Consider the following 15000-nt stretch of genomic DNA (forward strand, 5'->3'; position numbering starts at 1 on the left):
CGACACAGGTAGGCGAGGAGAGAATCCTAAGGTGTGCGAGAGAACTCTGGTTAAGGAACTCGGCAAAATGACCCCGTAACTTCGGGAGAAGGGGTGCTTTCTTAACGGAAAGCCGCAGTGAATAGGCCCAAGCGACTGTTTAGCAAAAACACAGGTCTCTGCGAAGCCGTAAGGCGAAGTATAGGGGCTGACACCTGCCCGGTGCTGGAAGGTTAAGGAGAGGGGTTAGCGTAAGCGAAGCTCTGAACTGAAGCCCCAGTAAACGGCGGCCGTAACTATAACGGTCCTAAGGTAGCGAAATTCCTTGTCGGGTAAGTTCCGACCCGCACGAAAGGTGTAACGATTTGGGCACTGTCTCAACCAGAGACTCGGTGAAATTATAGTACCTGTGAAGATGCAGGTTACCCGCGACAGGACGGAAAGACCCCGTGGAGCTTTACTGTAGCCTGATATTGAATTTTGGTACAGTTTGTACAGGATAGGCGGGAGCCATTGAAACCGGAGCGCTAGCTTCGGTGGAGGCGCTGGTGGGATACCGCCCTGACTGTATTGAAATTCTAACCTACGGGTCTTATCGACCCGGGAGACAGTGTCAGGTGGGCAGTTTGACTGGGGCGGTCGCCTCCTAAAGTGTAACGGAGGCGCCCAAAGGTTCCCTCAGAATGGTTGGAAATCATTCGTAGAGTGCAAAGGCATAAGGGAGCTTGACTGCGAGACCTACAAGTCGAGCAGGGACGAAAGTCGGGCTTAGTGATCCGGTGGTTCCGCATGGAAGGGCCATCGCTCAACGGATAAAAGCTACCCCGGGGATAACAGGCTTATCTCCCCCAAGAGTCCACATCGACGGGGAGGTTTGGCACCTCGATGTCGGCTCATCGCATCCTGGGGCTGTAGTCGGTCCCAAGGGTTGGGCTGTTCGCCCATTAAAGCGGTACGCGAGCTGGGTTCAGAACGTCGTGAGACAGTTCGGTCCCTATCCGTCGTGGGCGCAGGAAATTTGAGAGGAGCTGTCCTTAGTACGAGAGGACCGGGATGGACGCACCGCTGGTGTACCAGTTGTTCTGCCAAGGGCATAGCTGGGTAGCTATGTGCGGAAGGGATAAGTGCTGAAAGCATCTAAGCATGAAGCCCCCCTCAAGATGAGATTTCCCATAGCGTAAGCTAGTAAGATCCCTGAAAGATGATCAGGTTGATAGGTTCGAGGTGGAAGCATGGTGACATGTGGAGCTGACGAATACTAATAGATCGAGGACTTAACCATATAATATGAAGCAAATGTTATCTAGTTTTGAAGGAATATACCTTCATAGTTTGGTGATGATGGCAGAGAGGTCACACCCGTTCCCATACCGAACACGGAAGTTAAGCTCTCTAGCGCCGATGGTAGTTGGGACCTTGTCCCTGTGAGAGTAGGACGTCGCCAAGCAAGATAAAAACACGAGTCATTTGACTCGTGTTTTTTTATTTCCCATGAAATAGGTTGGATTCCGTTAGTAAAAATGCTGAAATATAGTAAGGGATTTTTTGAGCAGAAATATTGAGAAATTGATAAATAAACGGATAATCTTCAGATCCATAGCTTCCAAGTAAGTCATACCACCAATCTGTTTCGTACCTAGAAATCATACTTAAATTATAGAGCAATAAATAATGAACAAGGAGCTCAGGCAACACTGGCTTAGAGTTTCTAGGGTCAGTCGTAAGTGGTAAATAATAAGTGTCAGTAAGATGCTCATAGTATAAAGGTGTGCTATACATAGGATTCCATGATTGAATAGGTGCTGAAAAAAACACATTTAATTCATTGTTTTTCTCAGGTACGTGTTGTATTGATAAATGCTTACAAGTTGTTTCGATGTAACGAGAAAATCGCTCTTTAGTCATATGTAGTCGATCTAATATATTGACTGAAAAGGAGAGCTCATTTTTATTTGTTGAATCGATCTTATATAAAGTTGATACTTTTTGACTATAGCGCAACAAATTTTGTAATTCAGGAATATTCCCCATTAGCTCTAACATATTAAACTTCTCCGCTTCTAAGTGTTTCATGTGAAACAGTTGTTCTGCAACGTGAGTAAACAATCCGTTTTTCTGTATTTTCACCTCATCTTCTAAAAATTGATACCCCTGTTTTTTCCGTTTACGAGTCGTAACGCCATGAGCTAAAACAGTAGTTGATTCTGGGTAGTTAGGATCAATAGTTAACAAGCAAGCTTTAAACAGTTGGCTAATTCCATAAAATAACAACATTGGCTGAATCGAAAAGGGGGCCACCTTATATAATTCATAATAATTTTTCCCGTGTTCTAAGTAGTAAATAAAGGGATAACAGTTTTCAAAACTTTTTTTTTCAGCATCTTGTATGGAGGATTTTTCATAACAACGGGCAAGATAACGTTGTACATTTTGAGATGAAAAAAAGAAACTTAATTGCTGCCAAGTACAATGTGTTTGATGCATATATTACGCTCCTTTTATTGTCTAAAAATTCTAACATATATATACGTCCTTGACAGTATTTTAACCAATTGATAAGCTACTAATAATAATTTCTGGTATCATGGGGGGAACAATTATGTGGGAATCTAAATTTGTTAAAGAAGGTTTGACTTTTGATGATGTATTACTTGTACCAGCGAGGTCAGATATATTACCAAGAGAAGTAAGTGTTAAAACAGTTTTATCTGAAAGCTTACAGCTAAACATCCCGTTAATTAGTGCAGGAATGGATACAGTAACAGAAGCTGACATGGCTATTGCAATGGCTCGCCAAGGCGGTTTAGGAATTATTCATAAGAATATGTCTATTGAGCAACAAGCAGAGCAAGTTGATAAAGTAAAGCGCTCTGAAAGCGGCGTTATTTCAGATCCTTTCTTCTTAACTCCAGAACATCAAGTATATGATGCAGAACATCTTATGGGAAAATATCGTATCTCAGGTGTACCAGTTGTAAATAATTTAGATGAGCGAAAATTAGTTGGTATTATTACAAACCGTGATATGCGTTTCATCCAAGACTACTCAATCAAAATTTCTGACGTAATGACAAAAGAACAGTTAATTACAGCTCCAGTTGGTACTACACTGGAAGAAGCTGAAAAAATCCTACAAAAGTATAAAATTGAAAAGCTCCCTCTTGTTGATAATAACGGTGTATTACAAGGGCTTATTACAATAAAAGATATTGAAAAAGTAATTGAATTCCCAAACTCTGCTAAAGATAAGCAAGGACGCTTATTAGTTGGAGCAGCTGTTGGTGTAACGGCTGATGCTATGCTTCGTATCGATGCATTAGTAAAAGCTAGCGTAGATGCAATTGTACTTGATACAGCTCATGGGCATTCTAAAGGTGTTATTGAAAAAGTAAAAGAAGTTCGTGCGAAATATCCATCACTAAATATTATCGCTGGAAATGTTGCTACAGCTGAAGCAACGAAAGCATTAATTGAGGCTGGTGCAAACGTAGTTAAAGTTGGTATTGGACCAGGTTCTATTTGTACAACGCGTGTTGTAGCTGGTGTTGGTGTACCACAATTAACAGCAGTTTATGATTGTGCAACAGAAGCTCGTAAACACGGTATTCCAGTTATTGCTGATGGCGGTGTTAAGTACTCTGGTGATATGGTTAAAGCTTTAGCAGCAGGAGCACACGTTGTTATGCTAGGTAGTATGTTCGCTGGTGTAGCTGAAAGCCCTGGAGAAACTGAAATTTACCAGGGTCGTCAATTTAAAGTATATCGTGGTATGGGTTCTGTTGGAGCAATGGAAAAAGGAAGTAAAGATCGCTACTTCCAAGAAGGAAACAAAAAACTTGTTCCAGAAGGTATTGAAGGACGAGTACCATATAAAGGACCTTTAGCAGATACAGTTCATCAATTAGTTGGTGGATTACGTGCAGGTATGGGATACTGCGGAGCACAGGATTTAGAATTCTTACGTGAGAATGCGCAGTTCATTCGTATGTCGGGTGCTGGTTTACGTGAAAGCCACCCTCATCACGTACAGATTACAAAAGAGGCTCCAAACTACTCATTATAATGTCTTATATGTAAATAGACGGAGATTTGATATCTCTGTCTATTTTTTTTTGATTATGTTAGAATAACGGTTATGTGAGTACATAGATATTGGGGGTAGCAAAAGTGAAAGGTATGTTTTGCAAAAGATTCATTGCGTTGGTAACAGTGCTTACACTAGCTTTTGGCATGTTTGCACCATATAGCAATGCATCAGCGGAAACAGGAGCTGCTTTAAACATTGAAGCAGGTGCAGCGATTTTAGTTGAAGCGAATTCTGGAAAAATTGTATATCAAAAGAATGCAGATGAATTATTATCGATTGCTAGTATGACAAAGATGATGAGTGAATATTTAGTTCATGAAGCAGTGGATAAAGGAAAACTTAAGTGGGATCAAAAAATTAAGGTTTCTGAATATGCATATAAGATTTCGCAAGATGCTTCATTATCAAATGTTGCATTAGAAAATGGTGGCCTGTATACAGTAAAAGAGTTATACGAGGCAATGGCAATCTTTTCTGCAAATGGTGCAACAATTGCGTTAGCAGAAGCAATTGCAGGTAAAGAAGTAGATTTCGTAAAAATGATGAATGATAAAGCGAAAGAACTAGGATTGAAAAATTATAAATTTGTTAATTCTACGGGTTTAACGAACAAAGATTTAAAAGGGATGCATCCTGAAGGTACAACACCGGATGAAGAAAATAAAATGTCTGCGAAGGATGTTGCAACTTTAGCGCAACATTTAATTAAAGATTATCCAAAAGTGTTAGATACAGCAAAAATCCCGAAAAAAGTTTTCCGTCCAGAAAAAGAGAAATTTGGGATGTCGAACTGGAACTGGATGTTAAAAGGTTTAGTTAAAGAATATGACGGAGTAGATGGTCTAAAAACAGGATCAACTCCAGAAGCAGGGGACTGCTTCACTGGTACTGTTGAACGAAACGGTATGCGTTTTATTTCTGTAGTTATTAAAACAAGTTCTCATACAGCGCGTTTCGATGAGACGAAGAAATTATATGATTATGGCTTTGCTAACTTTGAAATGAAGAAAATGTATGAAAAAGGTTCTTCGGTCAAAGGAAAAGAAACAGTAAGAGTTGAAAATGCGAAAGATAAAGATGTAGCAGTTCAAACGAAGCAAGCTGTTTCACTTCCGGTGCCAAAGGGAAGTAAAGACGTTTATAAAACAGAATTTAAAGAAGGAAATAAGGGACAAGAAGCACCTCTGAAAAAGGGAGTTGCACTTGGACAAATGGTTGTAACGTCTAAAGATAGTAATGATCCTGGATTTTTATCAGGAAAATCATTACAAGTAGACCTTGTAACAAAATCTGAAGTAGAAGAGGCAGGCTGGTTTACACGTTCTATGCGCGGAATTGGTTCTTTCTTTAGTGGTATGTGGAATGGTGCTATTGATACAGTAAAAGGTTGGTTTTAAAAGCTCCTCATTGTAGGAGCTTTTTCTTATTCCTATTTTTCATACCGACTTTATGAAAAAGTAGTAGACAAGCATCAGATAGTTAGTGGTAGAATGTAAGAGTATTCTTAATTTTCTTCTTTAACGGGGAAAGCAATTCACCTAGGGGGGTTTTTGTACATGACAAATGTAACAGGGACAGAACGTGTAAAACGTGGAATGGCAGAAATGCAAAAAGGCGGCGTTATTATGGACGTAGTTAACGCTGAGCAAGCAAGGATTGCAGAAGAGGCAGGCGCAGTTGCTGTTATGGCATTAGAGCGTGTACCTGCAGATATTCGTGCAGCAGGTGGCGTTTCTCGTATGGCAGATCCAACAATTGTTGAAGAAGTTATGGGTGCTGTATCAATTCCGGTTATGGCAAAATGTCGTATCGGTCACCTTGTAGAAGCACGTGTATTAGAATCATTAGGGGTAGACTATATCGATGAGAGTGAAGTATTGACTCCTGCTGATGAAGTATACCATTTAAATAAACGTGATTACACAGTTCCGTTTGTATGTGGTTGCCGCGATATCGGAGAAGCTGCACGTCGTATTGCAGAAGGTGCAGCTATGCTTCGTACAAAAGGTGAGCCTGGAACAGGAAACATTGTAGAGGCAGTGCGTCATATGCGCCAAGTCAATGCAGAAATCCGTCAAGTTGCAAATCTACGTGAAGATGAGTTAATGACATATGCAAAAAATACTGGTGCTCCTTATGAAGTACTACTTGAAATTAAACGCCTTGGTCGCCTGCCAGTTGTAAACTTTGCAGCAGGTGGTGTGGCAACACCAGCAGATGCAGCGTTAATGATGCAACTTGGTGCTGATGGTGTATTTGTTGGATCTGGTATCTTCAAATCAGAGAACCCAGAGAAATTTGCACGTGCAATCGTTGAAGCAACGACTCATTATGAAGATTACGAACTAATTGCAAGCCTTTCTAAAGGATTAGGTAATGCAATGAAAGGTATCGAAATTTCAACATTATTACCAGAACAACGCATGCAAGAGCGTGGATGGTAATTAAAGGAGATCTTTAAAATGGTGAAAATCGGTGTACTAGGTCTTCAAGGTGCAGTTCGTGAGCATGTAAAATCAGTTGAGGCAAGTGGTGCAGAAGCTGTTGTTGTAAAGCGTATAGAGCAACTTGAAGAGATTGATGGTCTTATTTTACCAGGCGGTGAAAGTACAACAATGCGCCGTCTTATTGATAAGTATGCTTTCATGGAGCCTCTTCGTACATTTACGAAGTCTGGTAAACCAATGTTTGGTACATGTGCAGGAATGATTCTTCTTGCGAAAACACTTATTGGCTATGAAGAAGCACATATTGGTGCTATGGATATTACGGTTGAGCGCAATGCGTTCGGACGCCAAAAAGATAGTTTTGAAGCTGCACTTTCAATTAAAGGTGTGGGAGAAGACTTTGTTGGTGTATTTATCCGTGCTCCGTATGTTGTAAATGTAGCTGATGATGTTGAAGTACTTTCTATGCATGGCGAGCGAATGGTAGCGGTAAGGCAAGGGCCGTTTTTAGCTGCTTCTTTCCATCCGGAATTAACGGATGATCATCGTGTAACAGCATACTTTGTAGAAATGGTAAAAGAAGCGAAAATGAAAAAAGTTGTATAAGTAACTTGCAACTTGTATAAGATTATAGTAAATTGATGATAACAATTTTATAAAATAAGCGTGTTGATAGGAAGTAGTAACAAATGTTGTTTCTTATAGAGAGTCGATGGTTGGTGGAAATCGATAGAAACAGTTTGTGAATCCATCCTGGAATGGAATGTGGAATATCTTTTGATTAGTAAACATTCCCGGTGAAGAGCCGTTATTTCTACTTGAGAGGAAAGCGGTAATGCTTTCAACTAGGGTGGCAACGCGGGTTAACTCCCGTCCCTTTGTATAGGGACGGGAGTTTTTTGTGTTTTATAAAATAAAAGGAGGAGTATATAATGCTTGATATTAAATTTTTACGTACGAATTTTGAAGAAGTAAAAGCAAAATTACAGCATAGAGGCGAAGATTTAACGGATTTTGGTCGCTTTGAAGAACTTGATACGAGAAGAAGAGAGCTACTTGTTCAAACAGAAGAACTAAAAAGTAAACGTAACGAAGTATCTCAACAAATTTCAGTATTAAAGCGTGAAAAGAAAGATGCGGAAGCTCTAATTCTAGAAATGCGTGAAGTTGGGGAAAAAGTAAAAGATCTTGATAATGAGCTTCGTACAGTTGAAGAAGATTTAGAAAGATTAATGCTATCTATCCCAAATATCCCTCATGAATCTGCCCCAATAGGTGAAACAGAGGATGATAACGTAGTAGCACGTACTTGGGGAGAAGTGAAAGAATTTACTTATGAGCCAAAACCACATTGGGACCTTGCTACTGATTTAGGGATTTTAGATTTTGAACGTGCTGGGAAAGTAACAGGAAGCCGATTTGTATTTTACAAAGGTGCTGGTGCAAGATTAGAACGTGCTTTGATTAGCTTTATGCTTGACCTTCATACTGATGAGCATGGATATGAGGAAGTATTGCCTCCTTATATGGTAAACCGTGCAAGTATGACAGGAACAGGACAACTTCCGAAGTTTGAAGAAGATGCATTCCGTATTGAAAGTGAAGATTATTTCCTAATCCCAACAGCTGAAGTACCTGTAACGAATATGCATCGTGATGAGATTGTGAGTAAAGAGCAATTGCCGATACGATATGCTGCGTTTAGCTCATGCTTCCGTTCTGAAGCAGGTTCAGCTGGTCGTGATACACGTGGTTTAATTCGCCAACACCAATTTAATAAAGTTGAACTTGTGAAGTTCGTGAAACCAGAAGATTCTTACGAAGAGTTAGAAAAATTAACAAATGATGCAGAGCGCGTGTTACAATTATTAGAGTTGCCATATCGCGTTATGAGCATGTGTACAGGAGATTTAGGATTTACAGCAGCGAAGAAATACGATATTGAAGTATGGATTCCAAGCTATGGTACATATCGTGAAATTTCTTCTTGTAGTAATTTTGAGGCATTCCAAGCGAGACGCGCGAATATCCGTTTCCGTCGTGAGCCAAATGGTAAACCGGAACATGTTCATACACTAAATGGATCTGGTCTTGCAATTGGCCGTACAGTGGCAGCTATTTTAGAGAACTACCAACAAGAAGATGGTACAATTATAATTCCAGAAGTTCTTCGCCCTTATATGGGAGGAAAAACAGTTATTAAATAAGTTAAAACATTCATCGGTATGAGTGATTGGTAATTATGGACGTTGTCAGCAGTGTCATAAAGGAGAGGGGAAGTAAAATTTCCCTTTCCTCATAATTTATTATAGTGGGGTTGACTAACTGTTTTTCTTTTGATATTATATTTGATGTCAATATGGAGGTATACCCAAGTCTGGCTGAAGGGATCGGTCTTGAAAACCGACAGGCGGCGAGAGTCGCGCGGGGGTTCGAATCCCTCTACCTCCTCCAGATATAATTGACAACAGCGCATATAAGTGGAGATTGGAGAACTCGTTACCAACACGTAACGAGTTTTTATTTTAAAACCAATCATAAAGTATGATGTAAGGATATAGTGTCCTTATTACACACTCATATTCCGATGATTATCTTCATAGATATGAAAGGAGTTAACATGGATCTTATTATACAAACGTTTCCTTTAGATGGAAAAACTTTATATTATGTACAATGTCCTGTCTGTAAGAACAATAGAATTTTAAACAGTGGTGCAAATGTGTCGCGCATTATAAGTGATGATACATTCCGTAAACTTTGTGGTTGCACTTGTGATGTAAAACAGGTTGCAAAAAAAGTAGAGGTACCAAAAGAAGCTGAAAAACCAGCTGTGCAAAAAGAAGTAACTCCAAAACGTACAGGGAAATTACTAACAGCAGTAATTAATGGGAAAGAATTGACTGTTAAAGAGATTGCTGAAACATATGATATTAGTACGAGTACTGTTCGTCAGCGTATTAATGCTGGAAAGCCAGAGAGTGAAATTATTGCTCCGACAAAAAAGAAAAAGTAATTTCATAGGAAAACCCGTGCATATGCACGGGTTTTTTATTTTACAAGTTTACGTGTTTGTTTTAAAAAATGACCAATTTTTTTAATGATTGGTTCGATTGAATCGCCATCTTTTAAAATATCGTATTCATTAATGTTTAATCGTAAAACAGGGCATGAATTAAAGTTATTAATCCAGTTATCGTAACGTCCATGCATCTCTTTCCAATATTCAATTGGTGTTTGCTGCTCCATGGGACGTCCTCGTTCTTGAATACGATCGACAATATCATCAAAAGAACCTTCTAGGTAAATTAATAAGTCTGGATGAGGGAAGTAAGGAGTCATGACCATAGCATCAAATAACCCTTTGTATGTCTCATAATCAGTTTCAGTCATTGCACCCTTTTCGTAATGCATTTTTGCGAAAATACCAGTGTCCTCATATATAGAACGGTCTTGAACAAAACCGCCACCATATTCGAAAATTCTTTTTTGTTCTTTAAATCGTTCTGCTAAAAAGTACACTTGTAAGTGAAAGCTCCAGCGTGTGAAATCAGCATAGAACTTGTCCAAATATGGATTGGAATCTACTTTTTCAAAAGATGTACGATAACCTAAAGCGTTAGCCAATGCAGTTGTCATAGTTGATTTACCGACACCTACTGTTCCAGCAATAGTGATAACTGCATCATTTGGTATATCATATTTTTGCCTTAAATTCATTGTTATTTCGACTCCTTCAAGAGAGTATTTTGAAGAGCTGATAAGATGACATTTAAATCATCAGGATTTCTTACAAAATCCATATCGTCTCCATTAAATTTCAATACTGGAATATCTGGATGGTCCTTTTTAAAAGCATCCATTGCTGTTTCGTAATCTTTTGTAAGCTGTAGCAAGTAATTTGGATCCATATTTTTTTCGAATTCTCTTCCGCGCATGGCAATTCGTTTTTGTAATGTTTCTAGGCTCGCTGTTAAATAAACGATGACATTTGGCACAGGCATATCTTGCGTAAGAATGCGATAAATTTGCATGTACTTGTCATATTGAGAATCTTTTAATGTACGGGATGCAAAAATTAAATTTTTAAATATATGATAATCTGCTACTACAGGCTTTCTTTGATTCAAATACTTTATGTTAATATCCTCTAGTTGTTTGTATCTATTACAAAGAAAGAACATCTCTGTTTGAAAACTCCATTCGTCGATGTCTTCGTAGAATTTTCCTAAAAAAGGATTTTCATCAACAATCTCTTTTAGTAAGTGGAGTTGCATGTGAGTTGAAAGTTCCTTCGCAAGTGAAGTTTTTCCAACACCAATTGGTCCTTCAACCGTGATAAATGGTACTCCGGTCACGCTGTTTCCTCCTTTCAATCAGTGATTTACCGTGACTACTAAAAACACAAAACAGAATTATTGTAGCACAAGAGGGGAGCGAGCGGACTAATTTGATATAAAAAGTTAGAAAACAGATATGTATTAATTAAATTTTATTTGGGATGACGGTACAATATTTGCCTTTAATGTGGCTTCCATTATTTTTAAAGCATGTTCATTATCTTGCTCGTTATTAGAAGCGATGCAATCCCGTGGTACATAAAGTGTATAATTTCTCATATGGGCATCATTAGCTGTAAAAAGGATGCATATGTTCCCGGCAATTCCTGTTAAAATGAGATTTTCGATTTTTAAATAACCTAATAAAGAATTCAAAGGTGTTTCATAAAAAGCAGAGTAATGTGGTTTAATAAAAATGTAATCGTCAGTATGCGGAGCAATGGCCTCGATAATATTTTTACTATACTCATTTGTACAATGGGTGATAAGTTGATCAATATCAGATCTCCAAAGTTGATAGTGATCATTGATATAAATTATTGGATAGCCTAATGACTTCATGGTGTCCTTTAATTGTAAAATGGGGTTCTTTATAATTTCACATTTCTGTGCCAGGATGGGTCCGTGGGAGAATTGAAAATCATTAATCATATCGATAATGAGTAAGGCAGTATTTTTCATATGTAATTCCCTCTCTTTCTTCTTTAGGTTGGATTGAATTTGTAAAAGTTATCCCACCTGCAAGAAATGAAAAAGTGTATTTTATTTTTGGTGAAAGGACTATATTATGGAGCGAGATATATATTTTATGCAGTTAGCAATAGAGGAAGCGAAGAAGGCGGAGGCGATACAAGAGGTACCAATTGGTGCTGTAATTGTGCTAGATGGTGAAGTGATTAGTGTCGCACATAACTTAAGAGAAACTGAACAGAGATCAATAGCTCACGCCGAACTCTTAGCTATTGATGAAGCTTGCAAAAAATTAGGGACATGGCGTTTAGAAGATGCAACGTTATATGTAACATTAGAACCTTGCCCAATGTGTGCAGGGGGAATTGTTTTATCGCGTATAAAACGGGTTGTATATGGTGCGAGCGATCCGAAAGGTGGATGTGCAGGTACGTTGATGAATCTTTTAACTGATGAGCGTTTTAATCATCAGTGTGAAGTAGTGCCTGGTGTACTTGAAGAAGAATGTGGTACGTTGTTAACAATTTTTTTTAGGGAGCTTCGTAAGAAAAGAAAAGAAGTGAAAAAACTAGAGAAAAGTAATGGTAACTAACGTATTTGCATTTTGTAAAAAAACAAGTTATACTGATAATGCCTTATCCAAGGCAACCGAATATTGGTTTTAACTTTGCCGTGCTAAGCGGGGAGGTAGCGGTGCCCTATACTCGCAATCCGCTCTAGCGAGGCTGAATCCCTTCTCGAGGTTATGTTGCTGTAAGGTCTGCCTTAAGTAAGTGGTGTTGACGTTTGGGTCCTGCGCAACGGGACCCCGTGAACCTTGTCAGGTCCGGAAGGAAGCAGCAATAAGCGGGTTTTCTCGTGTGCCGCAGGAGTGCCTGAACCGAGCTAACTGCTTGAGTAACGCTTATGGTACGTAATCGACAGAAGGTGCACGGCAGTTATATATGTATACAAAACTCACCTTTATATAAAGGTGAGTTTTTTGTATGGAAAATAACTTTTGGAATCTATAAACAGAATGGGTTATAATAAATAAGATAATAACCTTTGAGGGAGGCCGTATTTTCGTGTCATACCAAGCGTTATACCGAACATGGAGACCGCAAAAATTCGAAGATGTAGTCGGTCAAAAGCACGTGACAAAAACGTTGCAAAATGCCCTTCTTCAAGAGAAAGCTTCACATGCTTATTTGTTTTCGGGTCCGAGGGGAACAGGGAAAACGACAATTGCAAAAGTATTTGCAAAGGCAATTAACTGTGAACACGCCCCGGTAGCTGAACCTTGTAATGAATGTCCTTCTTGTTTAGGAATTACACAAGGGTCTATTTCAGATGTATTAGAAATTGATGCGGCTTCAAATAACGGTGTAGATGAAATTCGAGATATAAGAGATAAAGTAAAATATGCTCCAAGTGCTGTAGGATATAAAGTATACATTATTGATGAAGTTCACATGCTTTCTATGGGTGCCTTTAATGCGCTTTTGAAAACTTTAGAAGAGCCGCCAGGACATGTTATTTTTATTCTGGCGACAACAGAACCGCATAAAATTCCAGCTACAATTATTTCGCGTTGTCAGCGTTTTGAGTTTCGAAAGATATCAGTAAATGATATCGTTGAGAGATTATCGACGGTCGTGACAAATGAAGGTACGCAAGTAGAAGATGAAGCGTTACAAATCGTAGCGCGTGCCGCCGAAGGTGGTATGCGTGATGCGCTCAGTCTTATTGATCAAGCTATTTCTTATAGTGATGAAACGGTGACGAGTGAAGATGTTTTAGCTGTAACAGGATCTGTATCTCAGCGATATTTGGGTGACCTGGTAGAATGTATACGTGAAAATGATGTATCAAGAGCGTTACGTATTATAGATGAGATGATGAGTAAAGGGAAAGATCCAGTTCGCTTTATGGAGGATTTCATTTACTACTATCGTGATATGCTTTTATATCAAACTTCACCACAATTAGAACATATGTTGGAACGGGTAATTGTAGATGATCAATTCCGTACGTTAAGTGAAGAAATGCAACCGGAAGTAATCTATGAAATTATTCATACCCTTAGTAAGGGACAACAGGAGATGAAGTGGACAAACCATCCAAGAATATTCTTGGAAGTTGTTATGGTGCAACTGTGTCAGCAGTTTATGATGCAAGCAAACGGCGTAGATCGTTTACAAGCGATTATGAATAGGATGCAGCAGTTGGAGAAAGAGTTAGAGCAAGTTAAAAAGAATGGCGTGCCATCTGGTGTGCAGCAGGAAGTAAGAGAGACGCGGGCAACACCAAAACCGGTACGAACAGGGAGTATGAAAATTCCTGTTGGACGTGTGAATGAAGTGTTAAAGCAAGCGAAGCGTCAAGATTTAGAACAGTTAAAAGCTGTATGGGGCGAATTATTAGGAAGGCTCAAGTCACATAACAAAGTAGCATTTGCTGTTTTATTAGAAAATAGTGAACCAGTTGCGGCTTCGGATGATACCTATGTGTTAGCATTTCAATATGAGATTCATTGTAAAATGGCTAGTGAAAATCGAGAAGCGATGGATACATTGGAACAAACTCTTTTTGAATTGTTAAGTAAAAGGTTAAATATGATTGCTATCCCAAAAAGTGAATGGGGTAAAATTCGTGAAGACTTTTTACAACGCGAAGGCGGGGATTCTGAAGAAAGCCCAGAACAAAAAGAAGATCCTCTTATAGAAGAGGCTGTAAAATTAGTAGGGCAAGAACTTATTGAAATAAAAGAGTAATAATAATGAGGAGGAATTAATTATGATGCGTGGCGGAATGGGAAATATGAATAATATGATGAAACAAATGCAAAAGATGCAAAAAGACATGGCGAAGGCGCAAGAAGAGCTTGGCGAAAAAACAGTTGAAGGTACAGCTGGCGGTGGAATGGTTACTGTTATTGCAAATGGTCATAAGCAAGTTCTTGAAGTGAAAATTAAAGAAGAAGTTGTAGATCCAGAAGATATCGAAATGTTACAAGACTTAGTATTAGCTGCAACGAATGATGCACTTAAAAAGGTTGATGAACTTTCAAACTCTACAATGGGCAAATTTACAAAAGGCATGAACTTACCAGGTGGAATGTTCTAGGAGGATATTGATATATGCATTATCCAGAACCGATATCAAAATTAATCGATAGTTTTATGAAGTTGCCAGGAATCGGACCGAAAACAGCGGTTCGATTGGCATTCTTCGTGTTAGATATGAAAGAGGATGATGTACTAGGTTTTGCGAAAGCACTTGTGAATGCAAAGCGAGATTTAGCGTATTGTTCTGTGTGCGGACATATCACTGACCGCGATCCTTGTTATATTTGTGACGATTCGCATAGGGATCAATCGGTTGTTTGTGTAGTACAAGAGCCGAAAGATGTAATTGCGATGGAAAAAATGAAAGAATATCAAGGTGTATATCATGTTTTGCGTGGTGCCATTTC

General features: G+C 38.9%; 14 protein-coding genes, 1 tRNA gene, 2 rRNA genes, 1 other RNA gene and 1 other annotated feature (2 of these 19 running past the window's edge). Of the genes, 14 read left to right on the forward strand and 4 right to left on the reverse strand.

Going from position 1 to position 15000, the window contains the following annotated elements:
- Together MHH66_RS00050 and rrf are read left to right on the forward strand one after the other, a co-directional pair.
- Positions 1–1261: ribosomal RNA gene (locus tag MHH66_RS00050) — 23S ribosomal RNA — on the forward strand (it extends 1661 nt beyond the left edge of the window).
- A gap of 49 nt (positions 1262–1310) precedes the next feature.
- Positions 1311–1426: ribosomal RNA gene (gene rrf, locus MHH66_RS00055) — 5S ribosomal RNA — on the forward strand.
- 35 nt (positions 1427–1461) lie between these two features.
- On the opposite strand, the gene MHH66_RS00060 is transcribed toward rrf, so the two are convergent.
- The gene (locus MHH66_RS00060) at positions 1462–2463 is read right to left on the reverse strand and encodes a YaaC family protein (RefSeq protein WP_063218670.1); all 1002 of its coding nucleotides are present in this window, start codon (positions 2461–2463) and stop codon (positions 1462–1464) included.
- Positions 2464–2578: 115 nt separating this feature from the next.
- On the opposite strand from MHH66_RS00060, the gene guaB reads away from it, so the two are divergent.
- The 7 genes from guaB (at position 2579) to MHH66_RS00095 (ending at position 9529) form a co-directional block, all read left to right on the forward strand.
- The gene (gene guaB, locus MHH66_RS00065; RefSeq protein WP_078185970.1) at positions 2579–4042 is read left to right on the forward strand and encodes an IMP dehydrogenase; all 1464 of its coding nucleotides are present in this window, start codon (positions 2579–2581) and stop codon (positions 4040–4042) included.
- A 113-nt stretch (positions 4043–4155) separates the two neighbouring features.
- A complete protein-coding gene (locus tag MHH66_RS00070) occupies positions 4156–5463 on the forward strand; it encodes a serine hydrolase (RefSeq protein WP_131828962.1) in 1308 nt (435 codons plus the stop codon).
- Between the two features lie 159 nt (positions 5464–5622).
- Positions 5623–6510 carry a pyridoxal 5'-phosphate synthase lyase subunit PdxS gene (pdxS, locus tag MHH66_RS00075; RefSeq protein ID WP_078185969.1) on the forward strand — a complete coding sequence of 296 codons (888 nt, stop codon included), beginning with the start codon at positions 5623–5625 and terminating at the stop codon, positions 6508–6510.
- 18 nt (positions 6511–6528) lie between these two features.
- Positions 6529–7119, forward strand: a complete 591-nt coding sequence (pdxT, locus tag MHH66_RS00080; protein ID WP_061675963.1) for a pyridoxal 5'-phosphate synthase glutaminase subunit PdxT — start codon at positions 6529–6531, stop codon at positions 7117–7119.
- A gap of 54 nt (positions 7120–7173) precedes the next feature.
- Positions 7174–7394 (forward strand) — a binding site (T-box leader).
- A gap of 51 nt (positions 7395–7445) precedes the next feature.
- Positions 7446–8720: a serine--tRNA ligase gene (serS, locus tag MHH66_RS00085; RefSeq protein WP_002009617.1), complete on the forward strand. Its 1275-nt coding sequence runs from the start codon at positions 7446–7448 to the stop codon at positions 8718–8720.
- 154 nt (positions 8721–8874) lie between these two features.
- A tRNA-Ser gene (locus MHH66_RS00090) sits at positions 8875–8967 on the forward strand.
- A 166-nt stretch (positions 8968–9133) separates the two neighbouring features.
- Positions 9134–9529, forward strand: a complete 396-nt coding sequence (locus tag MHH66_RS00095) for a DUF3797 domain-containing protein (protein WP_002029297.1) — start codon at positions 9134–9136, stop codon at positions 9527–9529.
- A 35-nt stretch (positions 9530–9564) separates the two neighbouring features.
- On the opposite strand, the gene MHH66_RS00100 is transcribed toward MHH66_RS00095, so the two are convergent.
- The 3 genes from MHH66_RS00100 to MHH66_RS00110 form a co-directional block, all read right to left on the reverse strand.
- Positions 9565–10233, reverse strand: a complete 669-nt coding sequence (locus MHH66_RS00100; protein ID WP_078185968.1) for a deoxynucleoside kinase — start codon at positions 10231–10233, stop codon at positions 9565–9567.
- Between the two features lie 2 nt (positions 10234–10235).
- Positions 10236–10871, reverse strand: coding sequence for a deoxynucleoside kinase (locus MHH66_RS00105; RefSeq protein ID WP_002009621.1), 636 nt, complete (start codon positions 10869–10871; stop codon positions 10236–10238).
- Positions 10872–10994: 123 nt separating this feature from the next.
- The gene (locus MHH66_RS00110; protein WP_002009622.1) at positions 10995–11534 is read right to left on the reverse strand and encodes an isochorismatase family cysteine hydrolase; all 540 of its coding nucleotides are present in this window, start codon (positions 11532–11534) and stop codon (positions 10995–10997) included.
- 106 nt (positions 11535–11640) lie between these two features.
- Between MHH66_RS00110 and tadA the strand changes: the two genes are divergently transcribed.
- The 5 genes from tadA to recR form a co-directional block, all read left to right on the forward strand.
- Positions 11641–12135 carry a tRNA adenosine(34) deaminase TadA gene (gene tadA, locus MHH66_RS00115; protein ID WP_002029304.1) on the forward strand — a complete coding sequence of 165 codons (495 nt, stop codon included), beginning with the start codon at positions 11641–11643 and terminating at the stop codon, positions 12133–12135.
- Positions 12136–12213: 78 nt separating this feature from the next.
- Positions 12214–12478, forward strand: an RNA gene (gene ffs, locus MHH66_RS00120) — signal recognition particle sRNA large type.
- A 132-nt stretch (positions 12479–12610) separates the two neighbouring features.
- The gene (gene dnaX, locus MHH66_RS00125) at positions 12611–14299 is read left to right on the forward strand and encodes a DNA polymerase III subunit gamma/tau (RefSeq protein WP_078185967.1); all 1689 of its coding nucleotides are present in this window, start codon (positions 12611–12613) and stop codon (positions 14297–14299) included.
- A gap of 25 nt (positions 14300–14324) precedes the next feature.
- A complete protein-coding gene (locus MHH66_RS00130; protein ID WP_170935248.1) occupies positions 14325–14651 on the forward strand; it encodes a YbaB/EbfC family nucleoid-associated protein in 327 nt (108 codons plus the stop codon).
- Positions 14652–14665: 14 nt separating this feature from the next.
- Positions 14666–15000, forward strand: the 5' portion of a protein-coding gene (gene recR / locus MHH66_RS00135; protein WP_002009629.1) for a recombination protein RecR. It continues 262 nt past the right edge of the window; 335 of the gene's 597 nt are visible here — the first part of the coding sequence; the start codon lies at positions 14666–14668; its stop codon lies off the right edge, out of view.

It is taken from the genome of Bacillus sp. FSL H8-0492 (genome assembly GCF_038006145.1).
Classification (GTDB): Bacteria; Bacillota; Bacilli; order Bacillales; family Bacillaceae_G; genus Bacillus_A; species Bacillus_A mycoides.